Consider the following 20,706-nt stretch of genomic DNA (forward strand, 5'->3'; position numbering starts at 1 on the left):
TAGTGTCCGACAGCCGTATGAGCCTAATTGTAGTCGATATTCGGCAATATCAAAGGCTCTGCTGAGCGGTTTTTTTTGTAGCGCCGAGCTTGACATTTGCCGAGGCGAATCATCATGGGCCTCGGAATGAAAGTAAGCACTAACATAACGATTGGGGGGCCCAGGCGTGGTGCGGCCAGACGTTGACGGAGTCGGCGTTCAGGCTATGCTGCGATGGCGAAAAGGCAACAGCTCGCCCGTTTAACCATGATCCGAATCAGGGTTCGGGCGCGTGGATCTCCAGTTTCTGCATCTGATAGCGCAGTTGGCGCACGCTGATGCCGAGCAGGCTGGCAGCCTGGGTGCGGTTGAACTGGGTCTGCTGCAGCGCGCGCAGGATGATGTCGCGCTCGACCTGGCTGAGGTAGTCCGGCAGGTTGCTGGGCAGCTCGCCGGCGCCCAGGCTCGGCATGCCGGACGGCGTCTCGGCCGGGACCGGCGCGGCGGGTGCGGCGGGCGCCGCGGCCGGCGGCATGGCGGCCTGCGCTGCCGGCTGCGCAGGCGCTTCCACTGCCGCCGTTTCGCGGACCACAGCGGCGCTTCCCGCATCGAGCAAACGCGCGCCCTTCAGCAGCAGATCGCCGGCCTCGATCACGCCGTCGTCGGCAAAGGCCAGCGCGCGTTCCAGCACATTCTCCAGTTCGCGCACATTGCCGGGAAAGGCATAACCCTGCAGCGCTTCCAGCACGCCGGCGCCGAGGCGCGCATTGCCCGGCCCCGCCAGGCGCGCGAGGATGGCCTCGGTCAGCAGCGGCAGGTCGTCGAGGCGTTCGCGCAGCGGCGGCAGGGTCAGCTCGATCACGTTCAGGCGGTAGAACAGGTCCTGGCGGAACTGGCCGGTCTCGACCAGCCTTCCCAGATCCTTGTGGGTGGCGCTGATGATGCGCACGTCCACCGCTTCCTCGGCGGTGGCGCCGATCTTGCGCACGCGCCGCTCCTGAATCGCGCGCAGCAGCTTGACCTGCATCGCCAGCGGCAGGTCGGCCACCTCGTCCAGCATCAGGGTGCCGCCGTTGGCGGCCTGGAAGAAGCCGTCGCGCTCGTCGGTGGCGCCGGTGAAGGCGCCTTTCCGGTAGCCGAAGAACTCGGCCTCCATCAGCGCTTCGGGAATCGCGCCGCAGTTCACGGCGACGAAGGGCTTGCCGGCGCGCGCGCTCCGGGCGTGGATCTCGCGCGCCGCCAGCTCCTTGCCGCTGCCGGATTCGCCGTTGATGGCGATCGGCGCCTGCGAGCGCGCCAGCCGGCCGATCTGGGCGCGCAGCGCCTGCATCGCCTGCGAGCGGCCGAGCAGGCGCGAATTCCTCCCGTCCTCCCCCTCTCCCGGGGCCGACGGCTGCCCGGCCGGCGCTTCGGACAGGCGCAGCGCCGAGCGCACCATGGTGCGCAGGTCGTCCAGCACCACCGGCTTGGAGACATAATCGAAGGCGCCGGCCTTCAGCGCCACCACCGCGTTCTCGGCGCTGCCGTAGGCGGTGATCACGGCGATCGGCGTGCCGCGCCCCGCGCCGGCGACTTCGCGCACCAGCTCCAGGCCGGTGCCGTCGGGCAGGCGCATGTCGGTCAGCACCAGCGCGTATTCGGTCTGGCCCAGCAGCGCGCGCGCCTCGCGCACGGTGGACGCGCTGTCGACGTCCAGCCCCATCTTGACCAGGGTGATCTCGAGCAGTTCGCGCAGGTCGGCTTCGTCGTCGATTACAAGGATGCGGGGAGAACTCATACTCTATATAGTAAAGGTGATCACGAAGCGTCCCGGCGCATCGAAGCCGGCGGGGCCATCGACCCGGTATTCGTAGTCGAGCATGGCGCCGTTGTTCAGGCACAGCTCGCGCGCCAGGTAGAGCCCCAGGCCGGTGCCCTTGCTCGAGGTGGTATAGAAGGGCTCGAACAGGTGGGCCCTCACCTCGGGCGTGATGCCGGGACCGTCGTCCTGCACGTGCAGCTCGACGCGACCGGTGGCGTCCAGCACCGGGAACACGCGGATGCTGGCCGGCTTGCCGCTCGCATAGCGTACGGCATTGCCCAGCAGGTTGACCAGCACTTCCCGCAGGTGCAGGCCGTCGAAGCGCACGGTGCGCGGGCCGGCGTCGCCGATGTAGATCATGTGATCGGCCAGGCCATGGGTTTCCGTGAACTCCGCCTTCAGCTCGGCCAGGAAGGCGCCGAGCGGCACCGGCTCGGCGCCCGGCTGCACCTTGCGCGACAGTTTCAGGATGTCCTCGACCATGCGGTTCACGCGCGCCACGTTGTCGCCGACGATGCGCAGCAGCCGGGTCTCGGCCGGTCCGCTCAGGTCTTCGGCCAGCAGCGAGGTCGCGTGGCCGATCGCCGACAGCGGATTCCTCACCTCATGCGCGATGCTGGCCGTCAGGCGGCCCATCGAGGCCAGCTTGAGCTGCTGCGCCTGGTTCTCGATGGCGCTCACGTCCTGCATGAAGATCACGCTGCGCTCGGCCTCGCCGTCCGGGGTGTCGACCCGCGCGAAACGCAGTTTCAGGTGCACCGGCTGGTCGAGGCGGCCGCGCACCGGTCCGGCCGCGTCCTGCCAGCGCTTGACGGTCACGTAGGTTTCGGCCGGTTCGGCCTCGAGCCAGGCCTGGAAGGCCTGCGCCACCGGTTCCAGCGCGGCGATGTCGGCCAGGCGGAAGTCGCTGTCGCTGTCCAGCCCGAGCATGCGGCGCGCCGCCGGGTTGCCGGAAAAGACGAAGCCGTCGCTTCCCACCACCAGGATGCCGTCGCCGGCATCGTCGACCACGATGCGGTTGACCGCCTGCTGGACCCGCAGGTCGGCACCGCGCCTGGCCGCCAGCTCTTCCTGCCCGATCAGGCGGGCCGCCAGCCGGCTCACCACCAGCACCACGGCAAAGAAGACGGCGCCCGTCATCCCGGCCTGGAACAGCGGCGGCTCCTGGTCGCTGATGAAGATCTGGTAAGTGCTTTCGGCCAGCACAAACAGGGTCGCGAGCGAGGCCGAGAACAGCGCCAGGACCAGCGGCGCCAGGATCGCGGCGCCGGCCAGCGGGAACAGATAGAGCAGTCCGAGTCCGCTGCGGGCGCCGCCGGCGGCCAGGTAGAGCAGCGAGATGACGGTGATGTCGACCAGGATCTGGCAGCACAGCTGCCACAGGAAACGGCGGCGCCAGCGCTGGGTGATGCCGGCGAACAGCAGGGCCGCCAACACGTAGGCGACGCAGGTCTGGCCATAGACCGCGCCGCCCAGCCGGCTGAAGCCCTGGCCATGGCGCGCATCGACCGCCAGGTAGACCAGCAGCACCAGCGCGATCACGATGCGCGTCGCGTTGAGCGTCTGCAGCGAGCGCCAGAAGGTCTCCCGCGACGCTGCGGACAAGGGCTGCCAGGGCGCCATGCGCCTCAATCGATGCGGGAGGCGGCCGCCTGGCGCGCGTGGGCCTGGCTGCAGTAATCGCGTCCGCCCTCACGAACCGATTCCGAGGCCGGGAAATAAATGCCGCATTGGGCACAGGAAGTCATGCGCTCGGAGTCCTCGACTTGCGGCCGGACCGGCGCGCCGGCGGCGGACATGTCGGGCCCCTGCCCCGGCTGCGGTTGATCGGTGCGCGCGGCCACCGCCGCCCGCAGTTTGCTGCGTACCGCCATCACCACCAGGATGATGAGCGCAATCCAGAATAACAGTCGCGTCATACGAACCCCCGGTGCAGAACGACTTCAAGGACAAAACGGCTGCCGACATAGGCCAGCGCCAGGGTAGCAAATCCCGCCAGCGTGAAGCGCAGCGCGGTCTTGCCGCGCCAGCCGCGCCAGCGGCGTCCGGCCAGCAGCGCGGCGAACAGCAGCCACGACAGCAGCGCGAATATATTTTTGTGGTCCCAGCGCAGCGCGCGCCCGAACAGCTGTTCGGAGAACACGATGCCCGACAGGACGGTCAGGCTGAGCAGAACGAAGCCGATGCCGATCATCCGGAACAGCAGCTTTTCCATGGTCAGCAGGGCCGGCAGCTGGTCGATGGCGGCGCCCAGCCAGCCCTTCTTCGCGTTGCGGGTGTGCAGGCGGGTTTCCTGCAGCGCCATCAGCACGGCGTGGAAGGCGGCGATGGTGAGCGTGCTGTAGGCCATGATGGCGACCGCGACGTGCCAGCCGAAGGCCGGCGTCTGGGACTGTTCGCTCAGCGAGATGAGGCTGCCCGGGAACAGCGGCGGCAACAGGGCGGCGACCGCCGCGCACGGCATCACCATGCGGCGCATGCCGTCGAGCGCGAAATTGCGGTTCTCGATCCACCAGGCCGCCACCGAAATCCACAAGGCGGCCGACAGCATGAAGGCGAAGCCGACGCGCAGCGCACCGTGGGCCAGCATGTCCGGCCACAGCGCGGCGCCATGCAGCGCCCACGCCAGCGCGGTCACGCCGGACACGACGAAACCCCGCCGCGCCGGCAGCAGGGCACACACCGCGTACAGGATGGCCGCGGCAATGAATAAGGTGGTTTGCATAGGGGCGAGTTTACACTATCCGGATCGTTACCACCGTCGTCTCCCGCGAAGTCATCACCGTCGGCCCCGAGAAGTCATCACCGTCGGCCCCGCGAAGGCGGGGCTCCAGGTTTGTTTGCAGAACGCTAGCTTAACTTGGATTCCCGCCTTCGCGGGAACGACGTTTACTAGTAAACACTTAGTCGACAGCCGCCGACCTCATCTCCGCCTCATGATGCCGCTGCTGCTCTTCCATGACGAGCTGCCCCAGCTCGCGCTTGAGCGCATTGAACTCGGGCGCGGCCGGGTCGCGCATGCGCGGCAGGTCGATCGCCATGTCGCGCTTGACCGTGCCCGGCCGGTAGCTCATCACGACGATGCGGTCGGCCAGGTAGATCGCTTCCTCGATGCTGTGGGTGACGAAGATGACGGTCTTCTTCAGCTCGGCCCAGATGCGCAGCAGCTCGTCCTGCAGGTTGCGGCGGGTCAGCGCGTCGAGGGCGCCGAAGGGTTCATCCATCAGCATGATCGGCGAATCCAGCGCCAGCACGCGCGCGATCGCGACCCGCTGGCGCATGCCGCCCGACAGGTCCTTCGGATAGCGCCTGCCGAAGTCTTCCAGCGACAGCAGTTTCAGGAGCTCGGCCACGCGCGCCGCGACGGCGGGCCTGGCCATGCCCTTGATCTCGAGGCCGAAGCCGACGTTCTGCTCGACCGTCATCCACGGGAACAGCGCGTATTCCTGGAACACCATGCCGCGTTCCGGTCCGGGTCCGGCCACCGGGGCGCCGTCGGCCAGGATCCGGCCTGCGGTCGGCGGGGCGAAGCCGGCGATCGCGTTCAGCAGGGTCGACTTGCCGCAGCCGGACGGGCCGAGCAGGCAGACGAACTGGCCGCGCGGGATCTCGAGGCCGATGTTCTCCAGCGCGACCAAGCGGCGGCCGTCGGTTTCGAACACCTTGCTGACCTGATCAATGACGATATGCGCGCTCACTCGGTGCTCCCCATTCAGTGCTCCAGGCCGCGGTGCCAGCGCAGCAGGTGGTTGTTCAGGCGGTTCATGGCCCAGTCGATCGCCAGGCCGAGGAGGCCGATGGTGATCATGCCGGCGATGATCTTGTCCGACCAGAAGTACTCGCGCGCCTCGAGGATGCGGAAACCCAGGCCGTTGTTCACCGCGATCATCTCGGACACGATCACCACGATGAAGGCGGTGCCAACGCCGATCCGCATGCCGGTCAGGATATACGGCACGGCAGCCGGCAGGATCACGCGCAGGAACATGGTGGCGCCGCCGGCGCCCAGGTTGCGGGCGGCGCGCAGGTAGATGCCGTCGACCTGGCGCACCCCGGCGATGGTATTCATCAGCACCGGGAAGAAGGCGCCGATCGCGATCAGGAAGATGGCCGGCGGATTGCCCAGCCCGAACCACAGGATCGACAGGGGGATGTAGGCGATCGGCGGGATCGGGCGCAGCAGCTGTACCAGCGGATTCATCCAGGCGTACACGATGCGGCTGGCGCCCATCGCCAGGCCGAGCGGCAGGGCCAGGCCGGCCCCGACCGCGAAGCCGACCACCACGCGGTACAGGCTGCCGAGCGAATCGATGATCAACTCTCCCGACAGCGCCCACGACCACCAAGCGCCATCAGGCTTGTTCTCGTGCCAGGTCTTGAAATCCTGCAGCGGCAGCAGATAAGCCACCCACTTGTTCCACACCGCCAGCGGCGACGGCAGGATGTTCGCGTTGACCCATCCCATGCCCGCCACCCACTGCCAGATCCCGATCGCCATGATCGGCACCACCAGGCCGACGGCGATGTCCTGCCAGCTTCTTTTTGCCATCCCGCTCTCCCCGCTCACGCGTGGTGATTACTTGACACCCAGGCCCTTCTTGGCCTCGTCCAGCAGGTCGGTCTTGACCCACTCCCTGGCCGCGGGCGGTTTGGCCATGCGGCCGACGCCGGTCTTGTACATGATGTCGGTCGTGGTCTGGATGTGCTCCGGCGTGATGTCGTAGGTGTAGGACGCGTTATCCATCGCATCGCGGAAATCGTCGCTGGTGATCTGGCCCTTGAACACGACGTCGCGCACGTACTTTTCGGCCAGCGCCGGATCCTTGATGAAGGTGCTGGTGGCCTGCACGAAGCAGCGCATGAATTTCTCGGCCAGCGGACGCTTGGTGGTGTAGAACTTCTCGGTCATCACCATGGTACGCACCGGTTCGCCGATCGGGGTGTCGTAAGGCTTGATGATCTCGGTGCCGAAGCCCTTGTTGATGGCCTGCGAGGATTGCGGTTCGGACTGCATCATGGCGTCGATGTTCTTGCCCAGCAGCGCCTGGTTCAGGTCGGCGTAGGCCAGGAACACCAGCTGCACATCCTTGCCCGGCGCGGCGTCGGCGGTGAGGCCCACCTTCTGCAGCTCGGCCATCAAGAGCACTTCCTGGATGCCGCCGCGGGTCACGCCCACCTTCTTGCCCTTCAGGTCCTTGACGCTCTTGATATTGCTGCCCTGCCCCGCCACCAGGCGCGCGCCGCCCTTGGCGAAGCCGGCGACGACATAAATAGGCGCATTGCCGGCGCGGCCGGAGATCGCCGCTTCCGAGGCCGTGGTGCCGACGTCGATCTCGCCGGCGATGATGGCCTGCATCACATCCAGGCCCTTGGCGAACACGCGCTCCTCGACCTTGATGCCGCACTTCGGTGCGATCTCCTTTATATATGACACCGCGCCATAGTGGGCGAACTTGAGGTTGCCGAGCCGGACGACTTCCTGGGCCTGGGCGCCGCCCGCAGCCAGCAGGGAGGCGATGAGAATGGTCTTGCCGAACGCTTTTACTGTCATTGCTGTCTCTCCGTTATGGTCTGCTTCAATGAACTGCGAACTTGCAATGGCAACGAGGCTATAACGTAGAGCAATACATTGTCAAACAGTACAGTTGCTTACTCAGAAATTCACAAATCCGCCTACCAAGTATCAACGCAGGGCCTTGACTTTTTCGCTTGCGGATCGCCAGGGCAAGGTCTTGACCATCAAAAACATGGCCATACATGCGGTAGAATGGCGGTTTGCGCCCAAACACAATCTAGGTAGATAGGTAGAACACAACCATGCTGGATAACCTGACCCAACGCCTTGCCAAGGTCGTCAAGACGATGCGCGGCGAGGCGCGCCTGACCGAATCGAACACCGCCGAGATGCTGCGCGAAGTGCGCCTGGCCCTGCTCGAGGCGGACGTGGCGCTGCCGGCAGTCCGCGAATTCATCGCCAAAGTGAAGGAAAAAGCGCTGGGCGAAGAGGTCATCGGCTCGCTCTCCCCCGGCCAGGCCCTGGTCGGCGTGGTGCAGAAGGAGCTGGCGGCCCTGATGGGCGCCGACCTCGGCCCCGAGGCGTCCCAGCTCTCGTTCGCCCAGCAGCCGCCGGCGATCATCCTGATGGCCGGCCTGCAGGGTGTGGGTAAGACCACCACCACCGGCAAACTGGCCAAGTACCTGAAAGAGCAGAAGAAGAAGGTGCTGACCGTCTCCGCCGACGTGTACCGCCCCGCCGCGATCGCGCAGCTGGAGTCCGTCACCAAGCAGGTCGGCGCCGACTTCTTCCCGTCCACCGCCAACGACAAGCCGGTCGACATCGCCCTGGCCGCGCTGGACTGGGCCAAGAAGCACTACCACGACGTCCTGATCATCGACACCGCCGGCCGCCTGGCGATCGACGAGGCGATGATGCAGGAGATCGCCGCGGTGCACGCCGCCGTCAAGCCGATCGAGACCCTGTTCGTGGTCGACGCCATGGTCGGCCAGGATGCGATCAACACCGCCAAGGCCTTCAACGAGGCGCTGCCGCTGACCGGCGTAATCCTGACCAAGCTCGATGGCGACTCGCGCGGCGGCGCGGCGCTGTCGGTGCGCCACGTGACCGGCAAGCCGATCAAGTTCGCCGGCGTGTCCGAAAAGCTGGACGGCCTGGAAGCCTTCGATCCGGCCCGCATGGCCAACCGGGTGCTGGGCATGGGCGACATCCTGGCCCTGGTCGAGGAAGCGCGCAAGGGCGTGGACATGCAGGCCGCGGCCGACATGGCCAACAAGATCAAGTCGGGCGGTAAGTTCGACATGAACGACTTCAAGGCCCAGCTGACCCAGATGAAGAAGATGGGCGGCATGGCAGGACTGCTGGACAAGCTCCCGGCCCAGTTCCAGCAGGCGGCAAGCGGCGCCAACATGGACCAGGCCGAAAAGCAGGTGCGCCGCATGTGCGGCATCATCGACTCGATGACCCCGCAGGAACGCGCCAAGCCGGAACTGATCAAGGCCAACCGCAAGCGCCGCATCGCCGCCGGCGCCGGCGTTCAGGTGCAGGAAGTGAACCGCATGCTGACGCAGTACGATCAGATGAACACGATGATGAAGAAGCTCAAAGGCGGTGGCCTGATGAAGATGATGCGCGGGATGAAGGGCATGATGCCCGGGATGCGCTGACCGTCCGTCCCTTTCGGGACCTGTCGAAAGCCGTGCGTGGCAGCCGCTCCGCACGGCTTTTTTGCCTCTTGCGGAGCCCATTTTTCACTCTGGAGCGGCGCGGCTGGCACGATCTGCCATTTTGGGGCTTATAAGAGTGAAAAAATTTCGAAAAAGACTTGCACGAACACTAAAACCCTACCAATATAAGCCGGTGCGATTTATTGCGCAATTTTCCACGTGTTCCGTTTAGGAGGCTCGAAGATGGCAACAGCCAAAAAAACCACCGCAGCGCCCGCCAAGAAGGCCGCTGCAAAACCGGCTGCAGCGGCGAAGCCTGCAGCAAAGAAGGCAGCTCCTGCCAAAGCAGCAGCACCGAAAGCAGCAGCGAAGCCGGCAGCAGCACGCAAGCCCAACGCCGCATTCATGAAAGAGATGACCCCGTCGGCGACCCTGGCCGCAGTAGTCGGCGCCAAGCCGCTGCCGCGTACCGAAGTCACCAAGAAAGTCTGGGACTACATCAAGGCCCAGAACCTGCAGGACGCCGCAAACCGCCGCATGATCAACGCCGACGACAAGCTGAAAGCCGTCTTCGGTGGCAAGGCCCAGGTATCGATGTTCGAGATGACCAAGCTGATCTCCGATCACCTCAAATAAAAACGACGACAGGCCGCCCCGCTGGCCGGATACCAAGATGAAAAGCCCTGGTTTTTGCCGGGGCTTTTTGTTTATATATGCGGTGGTCGCTACAGCCCCGCAGCCGCCTTCATCAGATCAAACACCCGCGTATTCTCGATCGTGCCCTTGAACGGCGCCGACCCCGCCCCCACCGCATACAGCTTCACATCCCCGCCGCCATGTCCCTCGCCTGGCAGGCGCACGCCGGCCTCCTGGCGGTAGTCCAGGGCCTGGGCGCGGGCGTCGTCGACGTCGCTGCGCAGCTCCTGGCGATTCGGGCCGCCGCCGTAGACCAGGGTCGTGTAGGTCTTGCCGTCCGCATCCAGCGCCGGCTGGCCGGTCGCGACGTCGCGCACGATGCCGAGGATCGGGTTGCCGCGCTTCGGATAGCCATTCATCACCATCGTGTGGTCATGGTCGGCCGTCACCACGATCAGGGTGTGCTCCAGGCCGGGGTCGATGCTCCGCATGCGGTCCAGCGCGGCCTGGATCGCGTTGTCGAAGTCGACCACCTCCTCCAGCGCGTTCTTCGCGTTCGAGTCGTGCAGCGCGTGGTCGATCTTGCCGCCTTCGACCATCAGGAAAAAGCCCTTCGGGTTCTTCGACAGCAGCTCGATCGATTTGCTGGTCATCTCGGCCAGGGTCGGCTGGGTGGGCTTGCGCACGGTGGCGTAGTCGAGGTGGCTGTCGGCGTAAATACCCACGAACTTCCGGTTCGGCAGGGCCGACATCATGTCGCCGCGGGTGGCCGCCACGAAGTAGCCGCGGGACTCCAGCTCGGCCAGCAGGTCGCGCCCGTCCGCGCGGCCCTTCGGGTTGGCCTTCGCATCGTAGGGCGTGAAGAAAGGCCGGCCGCCGCCCATCAGGACGTCGACGCCGTCCTTCAGCCTCTCGTTGTAGCCGGCGCCGCCGGGCACGATCTGCTGCGCGATGGTATAGACCGTGTTGCGGTTGCAGACATGGGAAAAGGTCGAGGCCGGGGTCGCGTGGGTCAGCTCGGTGGTGGTGATCGCGCCCACCGAGCGGCCGGCGGCCTTGGCGAGTTCGAGGATGGTCATCGGCGCGCTGCCATTGTTCTCGCCGCAGCGGTCCACGCTCGGGTTGCCGTTGGCGTCCTTGCCCGGCGACTGCGGCTTGGCATCCTTGCGCGAGATCACGTCGTTATTGATCTTCACGCCGGTCATGTAGGCGCCCATCGACGGCGCGCTGTCGGTCACCATCGCGTCGTTCGAGTAGGTCTTGATGCGCGCGGTGCGGTCCAGGCGCTCGAAGTTCAGCAGCCCCTCTTCCTTGTATTTATAGATGCGCGCGGCCGTGATCGTGGTCGGGCCCATGCCGTCGCCAAGGAAGAAGATGATGTTCTTCGCCTGGGGTGCGGCCAAATTCTGCGCGAAGGCCTGGGTCTGGAATGCGGTTGCCAGCAGCAGCGCGCAGGTGCGGATTGCTTTCATGTGAATCTCCTTGCGCGCCTTACCAGCCGGCCGCCTCTTTGATCAGGGTGAACACGCGGGTGTTGTCGATGGTGCCGCGGAAGACCTCGGCGCCCGCACCCACCGCGCCCAGGTAGACGTCGGCGCCGCCATGGGTCTCGGACTTCATGCGCACCGCCGCTTCCTGGTGGTAGCCGTCGGCGCTGACGATGGCGTCCGTGAGGCCGGCCTGCGAGGCTCGGCTGCCCTGCACCCGGTGCTCGCCGGTACCGAAGCCGAGGATGGTGTAGGGCGCGCCGTCCTTGTCCAGCTTGACCTTGCCGTCCGGGAGGCTGTGCACCAGGCCCAGCACCCCCGGATTGTCCGGCGTGGTCTTGCCGCTGCGCGGCGAATAACCGTTGATCAGCAGTGTGTGGTCATGGTCAGCGGTGGCAACGATCAGGGTGTGCTTCAGGCCCGGATCGGTCTTTTGTACTTCGTCGATCGCGGCTTTCAGCGCGGCGTCGAAGGCCGCGGTTTCCTGCAGCGCGCGCTTGGCGCGGGTGGCGTGCAGCGCGTGGTCGATCAGGCCGCCCTCCACCATCAGGAAGAAGCCTTGATTGCCGCCCTGCGCACTGCGCTGGCCCAGCAGCGAGACCGCCTTGCGCGTCATCTCGGCCAGACTGGGCTGGCGCGCCGGATCGCGCTCGGCGTCGTAGGCCAGGTCGTCCTGCGCGAACAGGGCGATGGCCGGCAGGCTTGATGGCGCCAGCGCCTTGAGGCTCGCGGCATCGAAGGCCGTGCGGTAGCCAAGCGCCTGCAGCTCGGCCAGCAGGTCGCGGCCATCAAGGCGCTTGCCGCCGCCGGCCGCCGGCTTGAAGTACTGGGCGCCGCCGCCGACGACCAGGTCGATGCCGCCGCCCAGCGCCGTGTTATAGCCGGCGCCGCCCGGCACCATCATCGCCGCGATCTGGTTTTGCAGTTTGCGGTGGCAGGCGTGGGCATAGGTGGCGGCCGGGGTGGCGTCGGTGACGCTGGTCATGGTGACGATGCCGGTGGCGAGGCCGCGCGCCTTGGCCAGTTCCAGCAGGGTCGGCACCGGCTGGCCGTTCTCACAGCGGCTGGCGCCATCCGCCGCCGGCGCCATCGCGCGGGTGTCGGACGACATCGAGATCACGCCATTGTTCTGCTTCACCCCGGTCATATAGGCCGACATCGAGGCCGCGCTGTCGGTCACCTGGGCATCGTTCGAGTAGGTCTTCACGAAGGCCGATTCGGGCAGCGTGTCGATGGTCAGCTCGCCGCTTTCCCCCACCGCGTAGATGCGGGCGGCGGTCAGGGTGTTGATGCCCATGCCGTCGCCGAGGAAGAAGATCACGTTGCGGGCGCGGTCGATGTCACGGGCCTGCGTGGTGGTGGCGCTGGTCGCGGGCGGCGCGCCGGCGCAGCCCGTCAGCGCGGCGGCGCCGCAGGCCATCAGCATGGCGGCGGCAAAGGGGGTGAATCGCATGTCTGCTTGCTCCCTGATGAGGAAAGCAAGCAGTCTATCCGAGGAAGGGACGCAGCATCAAATACAGGCCGAGCCCGAGCAGGCCGATGAAGTAGCAGCGGCGGAAGGGTTCGGGACGGATGCGTCCGCGGATCCGCCGGCCGATCGCCATGCCGCCCAGCGCCGGCAGCAGCGCACAGAAGGACAGGCCGGCCTCGCGCAGTTCGAACTGCCCGGCCAGCCGCAGGGAGGCCGCCAGCGCGACGGTCGAGGTGGTGAAGGCCAGGCCCAGCGCCTGTGCCAGCAGCTCACGTTCGAGACGCAATCCCCGCAGATAAGGCACGGCCGGGATCACGAACACGCCGGTGGCGGCCGTGACCGCGCCGGTGGCGAGGCCTACCACGGGCGAGGCCGCGCGCTCGCCGCTGGGCGGCACGTGCAGCGTGAAGGACGCCAGGCCGGCCGCCGCCGCCATCATCAGGGCGCCGCCCAGGGCCGCCACCGCATCCGCGGAAGCGCTGGCCGGCAGCAGCATGCCGCCGACGAGGGTGCCGGCGGCGATTCCGGCCAACATCGGCCACAGGCGGCGCGCGAGCGGCCCCGCCGAGGGACCTGCCGCCACTTGCCAGGCATTCGTCACCAGCGAAGGCACGACCATTAAAGCGGCTGCGTCGCGCGGCGCCATCATCATCCCCAGCAGGCCGACCGCGACCGTCGGCAGACCGAGTCCGGCCACGCCCTGGACCAGGCCGGCGAGCAGGAACACCAGGGAAATCAAGGTCAAATCGAAGGCTTCATGTGCGTGTAAGATGGAAAGCAGAGCGTCCATGCCTGGAATTCTGCCCCATCCCGGGCGCTTGCAGAATGAGGGATTACCGCAATGAGCCTTCGGAAATTCCGAAGGCTAAACGAGAGAGGCTATGAGATTTGACCTGGTCGACATGCAGCTGTTCCTGCACGTGGTGGAAGCCGGCAGCATCACCGGCGGCGCCGCGCGCGCCCACCTGTCGCTGGCTTCCTGCAGCGAGCGCATCCACAGCATGGAGGAAACGCTGGGGGTGCCGCTGCTGCTGCGCGGACGGCGCGGGGTGAGTCCGACGCCCGCCGGCGAGGCCCTGGTGAGGCATGCGCGCCTGGTGTTCCAGCAGCTGGAGCGCATGCGCGCCGAGCTGGGCGACCATGCCCAGGGCCTGAAGGGCACGGTGCGGCTGCTGTGCAATACGGCCTCGCTGACCGAGTACCTGCCGGACGCACTGGCCGGCTTTTTGGCGCGCCACGCCCACGTCGACGTCGAACTCGAAGAGCGCGCCAGCCACGAGGTGGCGAAGGCGGTGCGTGAAGGCGCAGCGGACCTCGGCATCCTGTCGGACGCGGTCGACCTCTCGCAGCTGGAGAGCTTCCCCTTCCGCACCGACCGCCTGGTGGCGGTGGCCACGCCGGCGCTGGCGGAGGTGCTGTCGCCGGACGGCCGCCCGGTGGCCTTCGCGCGCCTGGCCGACTTCGACCAGGTCGGCCTGGCCGGCGACAGCGCCCTGTCCAGCTACCTGGAGCTGCAGGCGCGGCGTCTCGGGCGCACGCTGCATACGCGGGTGCGCCTGCGCGGCCTCGAGGCGGTCTGCAGGATGGTGGAGGCAGGGGTCGGGATCGGCATCGTGCCCGAGCCGGCGGCGCGGCGCTGCGCGCAGACGATGACGATCGCGGTGCTGGAGCTGGCGGATGCGTGGGCGCTGCGGCAGCTGGCGATTTGCGTGCGCAGTTTCGATGATTTGCCGCGGCATGCGCAGCAATTGGTGGATGCATTACGGGCGTGAGCGCGGGTGGAGACCGCCCACGCAATCACATGCGAATCAGTTCAACGCGATGGCCGTCGCGGCCGCCGGCTTGAACTCCCAATTCTTCCACGCCGCCAGCACCGCATTCGGATACTCCGGCCGGCCGCGGCTGCCGTTGTAGCGGCCCAGCGCCAGATACAGGTTGCCGCCTTCCATGTCGATGTACATGCGCAGGATCGAGCAGCCGTAGCGCAGGTTGGTCTGCATGTCGAACAGGGCGCGGCGGTTGGAGTCGCCGATCACCCTGGTCCAGAACGGCATCACCTGCATGTAGCCGCGCGCGCCGACGATCGACACCGCGTACTTGCGGTAGGCCGACTCCACCTGGATCAGGCCCAGCACCAGCCCCGGATCGAGGCCGGCGCGGGTCGCTTCGTACCAGGCCGACTCGAGGAACTCGGTGCGGACCTGGTCGTCCGGCAGGCGGCGCTTCAGGCGCGCCGACATCGCGTCGAACCACTGCCGGTAGCGCCCCTGGGCGGCGGCGTCGCGGAACACCGGTTTCGGCGGGCGCCCGTCGCGGATCGCCCGTTCGAGCGCCAGCCGGACCGAATCGGCCAGCGCTTCTTCCTTCTGGTTGCCGGCGTAAGCCGCGCCGCTGCTCATCAGTGCAGCGGCAGCAAGCATGGAGCCGAGCCAGGCCGAAGCCCGGCTTGCAAAACGGGCCGGCATCACTTGGCCAGTTTGCCTTTGACGAAGGCGACCATGTCGGCGGCGGGCACGGAGCTCGCTTCGGCATCGCGGCGGCCCTGGTATTCCAGGTTGCCTTCCTTGAGACCGCGCTCGCCGATCACCACGCGGTGCGGCACGCCCACCAGTTCCCAGTCGGCGAACATGGCGCCCGGACGCAGGCCGCGGTCGTCGACGATGACGTCGATGCCGGCCGCCTGCAGTTCGGCGTACAGGCGGTCGGTCTCCGCCTTCACCAGTTCGCTGCGGTCGTAGCCCATCGGGCACAGCACCAGCTCGAAGGGTGCGATCGCGTCCGGCCAGACGATGCCCTTGTCGTCGAAGTTCTGCTCGATCGCCGCGCCCAGGATGCGGGTCACGCCGATGCCGTAGCAGCCCATCTGCATCGGTACCGGCTGGCCCTTTTCGTCCAGGTAGACGCAGTTCATCGCGGCGGAGTAGGCGGTACCGAGCTGGAACACGTGGCCCACTTCGATGCCGCGCTCGATCGCCAGCACGCCCTTGCCGTCCGGCGAAGCGTCGCCTTCGACCACGTTGCGCAGGTCGGCGACGATCGGCTCGGCGACGTCGCGGCCCCAGTTGGCGCCGCTCAGGTGGTAATCGGCCTCGTTGGCGCCGCAGACGAAATCGGCCATGTTGGCGACGGTGCGGTCGGCCACGACCTTGACCGGCTGCTTCGTATTGATCGGACCGAGGTAGCCCGGCACGGTGCCGTAGGCTTCCTGGATTTCGGCTTCGCTGGCGAAGCGGAAATCCTTCAGGCCCGGAACCTTCGACACCTTGACTTCGTTCAGCTCATGGTCGGCGCGCAGCAGCAGCAGCCAGTTTTCCTTGGTCCCATCTTCCTTTTCGACCGTCAGCGCGATCGACTTGACGTTCTGTTCCAGCGGGATGCCGAGCAGCTTGGCCACACCTTCGCACTTGGTGGTGTTGGGCGTGGAGACCTTGGTCAGCGGCTGGGTCGCGGCGGCGCGCGCAGCGATCAGCGGCAGTGCCTCGGCCGCTTCCATATTCGCGGCGTAATCGGAGGTCGGGCAGTAGACCAGTGCGTCCTCGCCGGTGCTGGCGATCACGTGGAATTCGTGCGAGCCGGTGCCGCCGATGGCGCCGTTGTCCGCCGCCACCGCGCGGAACTTCAGGCCGAAGCGGGTGAAGATCTTCACGTAGGCGTCGAACATGGTCTGGTAGGAGACCTGCATGCCCTCGACGTCGCGGTCGAAGGAATAGGCATCCTTCATGGTGAACTCGCGGCCGCGCATCAGGCCGAAGCGCGGACGGCGCTCGTCGCGGAACTTGGTCTGGACGTGATAGAAGTTCACCGGCAGCTGGCGGTAGCTCTTGATCTCGGTGCGCACCACGTCGGTCACGACTTCTTCCGAGGTCGGCTGCAGGGCGAAGTCGCGGCCATGGCGGTCCTTGAGGCGCAGCAGTTCAGGCCCCATCTTGTCCCAGCGGCCCGTCTCTTGCCACAGTTCGGCCGGCTGCACCAGCGGCATCAGCAGCTCGATGCCGCCGGCCTTGTTCATTTCTTCACGGATGATGGCCTCGACCTTGCGGATCACACGCAGGCCCAGCGGCATGTAGGTATAGATGCCGGAGCCGAGGCGCTTGATCATCCCGGCCCGCATCATCAGCTTGTGGCTGACGATCTCGGCGTCGGAAGGCGCTTCTTTGAGCGTTGAAATAAAAAATCGAGAGGCACGCATATCGATGAATTCTTTTTAAAAAGAGAGGGTTATAATCAACCTAATTTTAAAGGATTAGCTGGCCGATGCATCCAATCTTTATACAAATGGCTCTGAAAGAAGTGGTGCATGCCGTTGTTCCGACGCGAGTTAACGGCAGAGGCACCTGAGCTGTAAGTAAAAATACAAGAGACAAGAGCAAAAGCTGGCAGAAAGTTTCGAGGTGAATCATGCTCGATCGTGAAGGGTTTCGCCCCAACGTCGGCATCATCCTGCTGAACGCCAACAACGAGGTGTGGTGGGGCAAACGGGTGCGCGAGCACTCGTGGCAGTTTCCGCAAGGGGGTATCAAATACGGCGAGACGCCGGAACAGGCGATGTACCGCGAGCTCGAGGAAGAGATCGGCCTGCGCCAGGAGCACGTCAAGATCGTGGGTCGCACCCGCGACTGGCTGCGCTATGAGGTGCCGGATCACTTCATCAAGCGCGAAGTGCGTGGTCACTATCGTGGCCAGAAGCAGATCTGGTTCCTGTTGCGCATGGTCGCCCGCGACAATGACGTCAACCTGCGCCTGACCGACCACCCCGAATTCGATGCCTGGCGCTGGCACGACTACTGGGTGCCGCTGGACGTGGTCATCGAGTTCAAGCGCGATGTCTACCAGCGTGCGCTGCAGGAACTGTCGCGCTTCCTCACCTGGCCGTCCAATGGCCAGGGCGAACGCCGCCACAGCTCGCGCTACCTGCGCCAGCCGCACGAGCGGCGCGGCAATGGCGGGAATGGCGGTAGTGGCAACACGGGAAATGCCGGCAACGTTCAGCCAGGCAATAGGCAATCCGCCAACGCCAGCAACAAGGTGGTGGTCGCTGCCAGCAAGGCGATCGCCGATGCGGTGGGAAGTTCTCAATTGGTGCTTGCGCGCGACAAAGAGTAATCAAAAGTAGCGTAAAAGCAACAACCTGGAAGGCAAGTACGTCGTTTTATCGGCGCACTTGCCTTTTTGCATTTTTTTCTTGCAATATTTACAAGCTTGCGCAGTAGAATTACCAGCATTGCTCCTCAACAGAAAGACAATAATGATGCCGCTGAAACGTGCCCTGCTGCCACTGGCCTGCGCACTGCTCCTGAATCCGCTGGCCCGCGCCGGCGACGCCCCGCGCTGTACCTATGTCGAGGTCGCCGACATGCCGCTCAAGTATGTCGGCCAGGGCCTGGTGCCGGCGGTCGACGGCGTGATCGATGGCGCGCCCGCGGTCATGCTGGTCGACACCGGCGCCTTCGACACCCAGCTGACCATGAACGCCGTCGCCAAGCGCGACCTGGTCATGCACATGACGGGACGCTACGTCGAAGGCATCGGCGGCAGCTCGCGGCTGTACGCGGCCCGCATCGGCGAATTCGCGATCGGCCCGGTGAAGAGTTCCAGGAAGCGCCTGGACCTGTACGTGATCGGCGAGACCACCTTTACGCCGGCTTTCGACGCCCTGGTCGGCGCGCCTTTCCTGCTGCAGGCCGACATGGAATTCGACCTGCGCGCCAAGCACATGAAGTTCTTCCGCCCGCAGAACTGCGACCGCGACACCCCGCTCAACTACTGGAAGGAAGAGACGGTCGTCCTGCCCTTCGAGTTCAGCCGCAGCGACAGCCCGAATCCGCACTTCACGGTGCTCGTCAACGGCAAGGAGCTGGACGCCATGATCGATACCGGCGCGGCCAACAGCTTCCTGACACTGAGGGGCGCCAAGAAGCTCGGCATCGACGTCAAGGCTGCGGACGTGACGCGGCTGGGCGATACCGGCGGCGTCGGCTCGGACCGCGCCTCGCACTGGACCGCGCCGATCAAGTCGGTGCAGATCGGCGGCGAGACCATCGGCGGCGCGGAGCTCAGCATCGTCGACGTCCAGAGCCAGCTCGAGGCCGAGCTCCTGCTGGGCCAGGATTTCCTGCGCGCCCACCGCGTGCTGTTCGCGATGAGCCAGCGCAAGCTCTACATCGCCTACCTCGGCGGCGACGTGTTCTCGCGCCGCACCGGCCTCGAACCGTGGATGCTGCAGGAGGCCGACGGCGGCAATGCCGACGCCCAGTATGCGCTGGCCTATATGCTCAACACCGGCCGCGGCGCCCCGCGCGACCCGAAACAGGCCCAGTCCTGGCTGGAAAAAGCCGCCGCGGCCGGCCAGCCGAACGCCAACCTCAATTTCGGACGCCAGCAGATGCTGCACGGGAAAGTCGACGAGGCGATCCCGAAACTGCGCACCGCCCTCGACCAGCTGCCTGCCGAGCGCTTCGGCCCGCTGTGGCTGTACAACGCCCGCGTGCGCAAGGGCCAGGCCGAGCTGGCGAAGACCGAACTGGCCGCCAGCGTGAAAAAGCAGCGCAACGACGACTGGCCGGCGCCGATCGCCGACTTCTACCTCGGCAAACTGGACCAGGCCGGCCTGCTCGAGATCGCCGCCAAGGACAAGCAGGCCGCGCATGCGCGCACCTGCATGGCGACCTCCTACATGGCCGAATGGCATGCCGCGCGCGAGGAAAAGCCGCAGGCCGAGGCGCTGCTGGCGAAACTGCACGCCGAGTGCCGCCCGGCGAAACCGGCGGCGCCGGTGGCGCCACCGCCAACCGCCGCTCCCTGAGCCGGCAAACGCGAGAAAAGCAGGCGCGCTACAATGGCGCCTGCTTTCCTTTCTGCGACCCCACCATGTTCACCCCCTCCTCCAACGATGTGCGCCGCTTCTTCTGCGAAGCCTGGCGCAAGCGCCGCGCCAACGAAATCCTGACCCCGATGGATGCGATCGCGGCCGACTGGATCGACCAGCATCCGGAATACCACGACGCCCTGCTCGACGCCGACGAGGCCGTGGCGCGCGACTACTCGGTCGAAGGCGGCCAGCCGAATCCCTTCCTGCACCTGTCGATGCACCTGTCGATCGCCGAACAGGTCTCGATCGACCAGCCGCGCGGCATCAAGGCGGCCCACGATGCCCTGGCGGCCCGCATCGGCGAGCACGATGCGCACCACGACATCATGGAGTGCCTGGGCGAGATGATGTGGACCTCGCAGCGCAGCGGGCTGCCGCCGGATGCGGAAGCCTATATCGACTGCGTGCGCAAGCGCGTCCGCTGAAACAAGTTCAATCCAGCTTGTCGTCGCCACGCGGTGAGCGGCAGCGCCAAAAAACAAAGTCCGCCGGCATGGGCCGGCGGACCAGAGAGACCGCTAGTTTACTTGGCAGCGCTTATTTGCGAACGACCAGCGGCCCCGGAAGGCTTTGCAGGTAGGCGGCGATATCGGCCTTGTCGCGGTCCGACAGCGGCTGGGCCATGCCGGCCATGATCGGATTGTTACGGCCATTCATGACCTTGTCGCCGCGCTGGTAGGCGGTGAGCGCATGCACCAGGTAGTCGGCATGCTGGCCGGCCAGCTTCGGATAGCTCGGGTCGATCGGGCTCTTGTAGTCGGCGCCGTGGCAGGAGGCGCAGTTGTATTTCTTGGCCAGTTCGGCGCCGCGCGCGGTATCGCCGCTGGCGAAGGCGGACGCGGACACCATCAGTGCCGCGGTGCAGGACAGGGCTAGGATCAGTTTATTCATGGCGTCCCCGGCTCATTTGGTGGGCGTGGCCGCCGACTGCTGCGCGTAGTAGGCGGCGATGTCGGCGATGTCCTGGTCCGACAGCACCTTGGCGGTCGGCGTCATTTGCGGATGCTTGCGGTCGCCCTTCTTGTAGGCTTGCAGCGCGGCTTCGATATATTTGGCGGACTGGCCGCCGATCATCGGCACCTGGTAGACCTCGGGGAAGGCGGTCTTGTACTCGGGGATGCCGTGGCAACCGATACATTGCTCAATCTTGTTCGGTGCGGCTTTCGGGTTGGCGACGATCTCTGCGGCGCCGGCTGCACTGGCCATCACGGCTCCGGCGGCGGCAAGCAACAGTACAGCTAATGGTTTTCTCATGATTGCACAATCGTATGGTTGAATTGTA

Annotated in this window: 20 protein-coding genes; 6 read left to right on the plus strand and 14 right to left on the minus strand. The window is 66.0% G+C overall.

Annotated elements, in window-relative coordinates:
- Positions 1 to 256 precede the first annotated feature (256 nt).
- The 7 genes from AC1DOP_RS09230 to AC1DOP_RS09260 all read right to left on the minus strand — a co-directional run bounded on the left by AC1DOP_RS09230 (position 257) and on the right by AC1DOP_RS09260 (position 7,331).
- Complete coding sequence (locus AC1DOP_RS09230; RefSeq protein WP_441934652.1) at positions 257 to 1,756, minus strand: sigma-54-dependent transcriptional regulator; 1,500 nt, start codon at positions 1,754 to 1,756, stop codon at positions 257 to 259.
- Between the two features lie 3 nt (positions 1,757 to 1,759).
- Positions 1,760 to 3,403, minus strand: coding sequence for an ATP-binding protein (locus tag AC1DOP_RS09235; RefSeq protein WP_441934651.1), 1,644 nt, complete (start codon positions 3,401 to 3,403; stop codon positions 1,760 to 1,762).
- Between the two features lie 5 nt (positions 3,404 to 3,408).
- Positions 3,409 to 3,699, minus strand: coding sequence for a PP0621 family protein (locus tag AC1DOP_RS09240; RefSeq protein ID WP_441934650.1), 291 nt, complete (start codon positions 3,697 to 3,699; stop codon positions 3,409 to 3,411).
- A complete protein-coding gene (locus AC1DOP_RS09245; RefSeq protein WP_441934649.1) occupies positions 3,696 to 4,505 on the minus strand; it encodes a cytochrome C assembly family protein in 810 nt (269 codons plus the stop codon). Before AC1DOP_RS09245 ends, AC1DOP_RS09240 begins: the two co-directional genes overlap by 4 nt.
- A 178-nt stretch (positions 4,506 to 4,683) precedes the next feature.
- Positions 4,684 to 5,478, minus strand: a complete 795-nt coding sequence (locus tag AC1DOP_RS09250; RefSeq protein WP_477250822.1) for an ABC transporter ATP-binding protein — start codon at positions 5,476 to 5,478, stop codon at positions 4,684 to 4,686.
- A 14-nt stretch (positions 5,479 to 5,492) separates the two neighbouring features.
- Positions 5,493 to 6,329, minus strand: a complete 837-nt coding sequence (locus AC1DOP_RS09255) for an ABC transporter permease (protein ID WP_441934647.1) — start codon at positions 6,327 to 6,329, stop codon at positions 5,493 to 5,495.
- Positions 6,330 to 6,356: 27 nt separating this feature from the next.
- Positions 6,357 to 7,331 (minus strand): ABC transporter substrate-binding protein, encoded by a 975-nt coding sequence (locus tag AC1DOP_RS09260; protein ID WP_441934646.1) that lies wholly within the window; start codon positions 7,329 to 7,331, stop codon positions 6,357 to 6,359.
- 266 nt (positions 7,332 to 7,597) lie between these two features.
- On the opposite strand from AC1DOP_RS09260, the gene ffh reads away from it, so the two are divergent.
- Positions 7,598 to 8,962, plus strand: a complete 1,365-nt coding sequence (gene ffh / locus AC1DOP_RS09265) for a signal recognition particle protein (RefSeq protein WP_441934645.1) — start codon at positions 7,598 to 7,600, stop codon at positions 8,960 to 8,962.
- 243 nt (positions 8,963 to 9,205) lie between these two features.
- Positions 9,206 to 9,598 carry an SWIB/MDM2 domain-containing protein gene (locus AC1DOP_RS09270; RefSeq protein ID WP_441934644.1) on the plus strand — a complete coding sequence of 131 codons (393 nt, stop codon included), beginning with the start codon at positions 9,206 to 9,208 and terminating at the stop codon, positions 9,596 to 9,598.
- Between the two features lie 89 nt (positions 9,599 to 9,687).
- Here the strand turns inward: AC1DOP_RS09270 and AC1DOP_RS09275 are convergent, their stop codons facing one another.
- Genes AC1DOP_RS09275 through AC1DOP_RS09285 form a run of 3 tightly spaced genes read right to left on the minus strand, consistent with a single transcriptional unit; the run spans position 9,688 to position 13,346 of the window.
- A complete protein-coding gene (locus tag AC1DOP_RS09275; RefSeq protein ID WP_477250823.1) occupies positions 9,688 to 11,070 on the minus strand; it encodes an alkaline phosphatase in 1,383 nt (460 codons plus the stop codon).
- Positions 11,071 to 11,089: 19 nt separating this feature from the next.
- Positions 11,090 to 12,538 carry an alkaline phosphatase gene (locus tag AC1DOP_RS09280; RefSeq protein WP_477250824.1) on the minus strand — a complete coding sequence of 483 codons (1,449 nt, stop codon included), beginning with the start codon at positions 12,536 to 12,538 and terminating at the stop codon, positions 11,090 to 11,092.
- A 34-nt stretch (positions 12,539 to 12,572) separates the two neighbouring features.
- Entirely contained in the window at positions 12,573 to 13,346 is a 774-nt protein-coding gene (locus AC1DOP_RS09285) for a sulfite exporter TauE/SafE family protein (protein ID WP_477250825.1), read from the minus strand.
- Between the two features lie 91 nt (positions 13,347 to 13,437).
- On the opposite strand from AC1DOP_RS09285, the gene AC1DOP_RS09290 reads away from it, so the two are divergent.
- Positions 13,438 to 14,328: a LysR family transcriptional regulator gene (locus tag AC1DOP_RS09290; RefSeq protein ID WP_441934637.1), complete on the plus strand. Its 891-nt coding sequence runs from the start codon at positions 13,438 to 13,440 to the stop codon at positions 14,326 to 14,328.
- A gap of 36 nt (positions 14,329 to 14,364) precedes the next feature.
- Here the strand turns inward: AC1DOP_RS09290 and AC1DOP_RS09295 are convergent, their stop codons facing one another.
- Together AC1DOP_RS09295 and AC1DOP_RS09300 are read right to left on the minus strand one after the other, a co-directional pair.
- A complete protein-coding gene (locus AC1DOP_RS09295; protein ID WP_441934635.1) occupies positions 14,365 to 14,976 on the minus strand; it encodes a lytic transglycosylase domain-containing protein in 612 nt (203 codons plus the stop codon).
- A 44-nt stretch (positions 14,977 to 15,020) separates the two neighbouring features.
- Entirely contained in the window at positions 15,021 to 16,745 is a 1,725-nt protein-coding gene (locus AC1DOP_RS09300; RefSeq protein WP_441934633.1) for a proline--tRNA ligase, read from the minus strand.
- Positions 16,746 to 16,954: 209 nt separating this feature from the next.
- On the opposite strand from AC1DOP_RS09300, the gene AC1DOP_RS09305 reads away from it, so the two are divergent.
- From AC1DOP_RS09305 to AC1DOP_RS09315, 3 genes are all read left to right on the plus strand, one after another.
- On the plus strand, positions 16,955 to 17,659 hold the full coding sequence (locus AC1DOP_RS09305; protein WP_477250826.1) for an RNA pyrophosphohydrolase: 705 nt from the start codon (positions 16,955 to 16,957) through the stop codon (positions 17,657 to 17,659).
- 142 nt (positions 17,660 to 17,801) lie between these two features.
- On the plus strand, positions 17,802 to 19,358 hold the full coding sequence (locus AC1DOP_RS09310; protein WP_441934629.1) for a retroviral-like aspartic protease family protein: 1,557 nt from the start codon (positions 17,802 to 17,804) through the stop codon (positions 19,356 to 19,358).
- Between the two features lie 65 nt (positions 19,359 to 19,423).
- The gene (locus tag AC1DOP_RS09315; RefSeq protein ID WP_441934627.1) at positions 19,424 to 19,849 is read left to right on the plus strand and encodes a DUF1841 family protein; all 426 of its coding nucleotides are present in this window, start codon (positions 19,424 to 19,426) and stop codon (positions 19,847 to 19,849) included.
- A gap of 112 nt (positions 19,850 to 19,961) precedes the next feature.
- Here the strand turns inward: AC1DOP_RS09315 and AC1DOP_RS09320 are convergent, their stop codons facing one another.
- Positions 19,962 to 20,315: a c-type cytochrome gene (locus tag AC1DOP_RS09320; protein WP_477250827.1), complete on the minus strand. Its 354-nt coding sequence runs from the start codon at positions 20,313 to 20,315 to the stop codon at positions 19,962 to 19,964.
- Between the two features lie 12 nt (positions 20,316 to 20,327).
- Positions 20,328 to 20,678 carry a c-type cytochrome gene (locus AC1DOP_RS09325; RefSeq protein ID WP_441934623.1) on the minus strand — a complete coding sequence of 117 codons (351 nt, stop codon included), beginning with the start codon at positions 20,676 to 20,678 and terminating at the stop codon, positions 20,328 to 20,330.
- Between the last annotated feature and the right edge of the window lie 28 nt (positions 20,679 to 20,706).

It is taken from the genome of Massilia sp. 01N410 (assembly GCF_056399665.1).

Bases quoted from the DNA above. Each gene is read 5' to 3' on its own strand.
- AC1DOP_RS09230 (WP_441934652.1), bottom strand. From the start codon at position 1,756: ATGAGTTCTCCCCGCATCCTTGTAATCGACGACGAAGCCGACCTGCGC.
- AC1DOP_RS09235 (WP_441934651.1), bottom strand. From the start codon at position 3,403: ATGGCGCCCTGGCAGCCCTTGTCCGCAGCGTCGCGGGAGACCTTCTGG.
- AC1DOP_RS09240 (WP_441934650.1), bottom strand. From the start codon at position 3,699: ATGACGCGACTGTTATTCTGGATTGCGCTCATCATCCTGGTGGTGATG.
- AC1DOP_RS09245 (WP_441934649.1), bottom strand. From the start codon at position 4,505: ATGCAAACCACCTTATTCATTGCCGCGGCCATCCTGTACGCGGTGTGT.
- AC1DOP_RS09255 (WP_441934647.1), bottom strand. From the start codon at position 6,329: ATGGCAAAAAGAAGCTGGCAGGACATCGCCGTCGGCCTGGTGGTGCCG.
- AC1DOP_RS09260 (WP_441934646.1), bottom strand. From the start codon at position 7,331: ATGACAGTAAAAGCGTTCGGCAAGACCATTCTCATCGCCTCCCTGCTG.
- ffh (WP_441934645.1), top strand. From the start codon at position 7,598: ATGCTGGATAACCTGACCCAACGCCTTGCCAAGGTCGTCAAGACGATG.
- AC1DOP_RS09270 (WP_441934644.1), top strand. From the start codon at position 9,206: ATGGCAACAGCCAAAAAAACCACCGCAGCGCCCGCCAAGAAGGCCGCT.
- AC1DOP_RS09275 (WP_477250823.1), bottom strand. From the start codon at position 11,070: ATGAAAGCAATCCGCACCTGCGCGCTGCTGCTGGCAACCGCATTCCAG.
- AC1DOP_RS09280 (WP_477250824.1), bottom strand. From the start codon at position 12,538: ATGCGATTCACCCCCTTTGCCGCCGCCATGCTGATGGCCTGCGGCGCC.
- AC1DOP_RS09285 (WP_477250825.1), bottom strand. From the start codon at position 13,346: ATGGACGCTCTGCTTTCCATCTTACACGCACATGAAGCCTTCGATTTG.
- AC1DOP_RS09290 (WP_441934637.1), top strand. From the start codon at position 13,438: ATGAGATTTGACCTGGTCGACATGCAGCTGTTCCTGCACGTGGTGGAA.
- AC1DOP_RS09295 (WP_441934635.1), bottom strand. From the start codon at position 14,976: ATGCTTGCTGCCGCTGCACTGATGAGCAGCGGCGCGGCTTACGCCGGC.
- AC1DOP_RS09300 (WP_441934633.1), bottom strand. From the start codon at position 16,745: ATGCGTGCCTCTCGATTTTTTATTTCAACGCTCAAAGAAGCGCCTTCC.
- AC1DOP_RS09305 (WP_477250826.1), top strand. From the start codon at position 16,955: ATGCTCGATCGTGAAGGGTTTCGCCCCAACGTCGGCATCATCCTGCTG.
- AC1DOP_RS09310 (WP_441934629.1), top strand. From the start codon at position 17,802: ATGATGCCGCTGAAACGTGCCCTGCTGCCACTGGCCTGCGCACTGCTC.
- AC1DOP_RS09315 (WP_441934627.1), top strand. From the start codon at position 19,424: ATGTTCACCCCCTCCTCCAACGATGTGCGCCGCTTCTTCTGCGAAGCC.
- AC1DOP_RS09320 (WP_477250827.1), bottom strand. From the start codon at position 20,315: ATGAATAAACTGATCCTAGCCCTGTCCTGCACCGCGGCACTGATGGTG.
- AC1DOP_RS09325 (WP_441934623.1), bottom strand. From the start codon at position 20,678: ATGAGAAAACCATTAGCTGTACTGTTGCTTGCCGCCGCCGGAGCCGTG.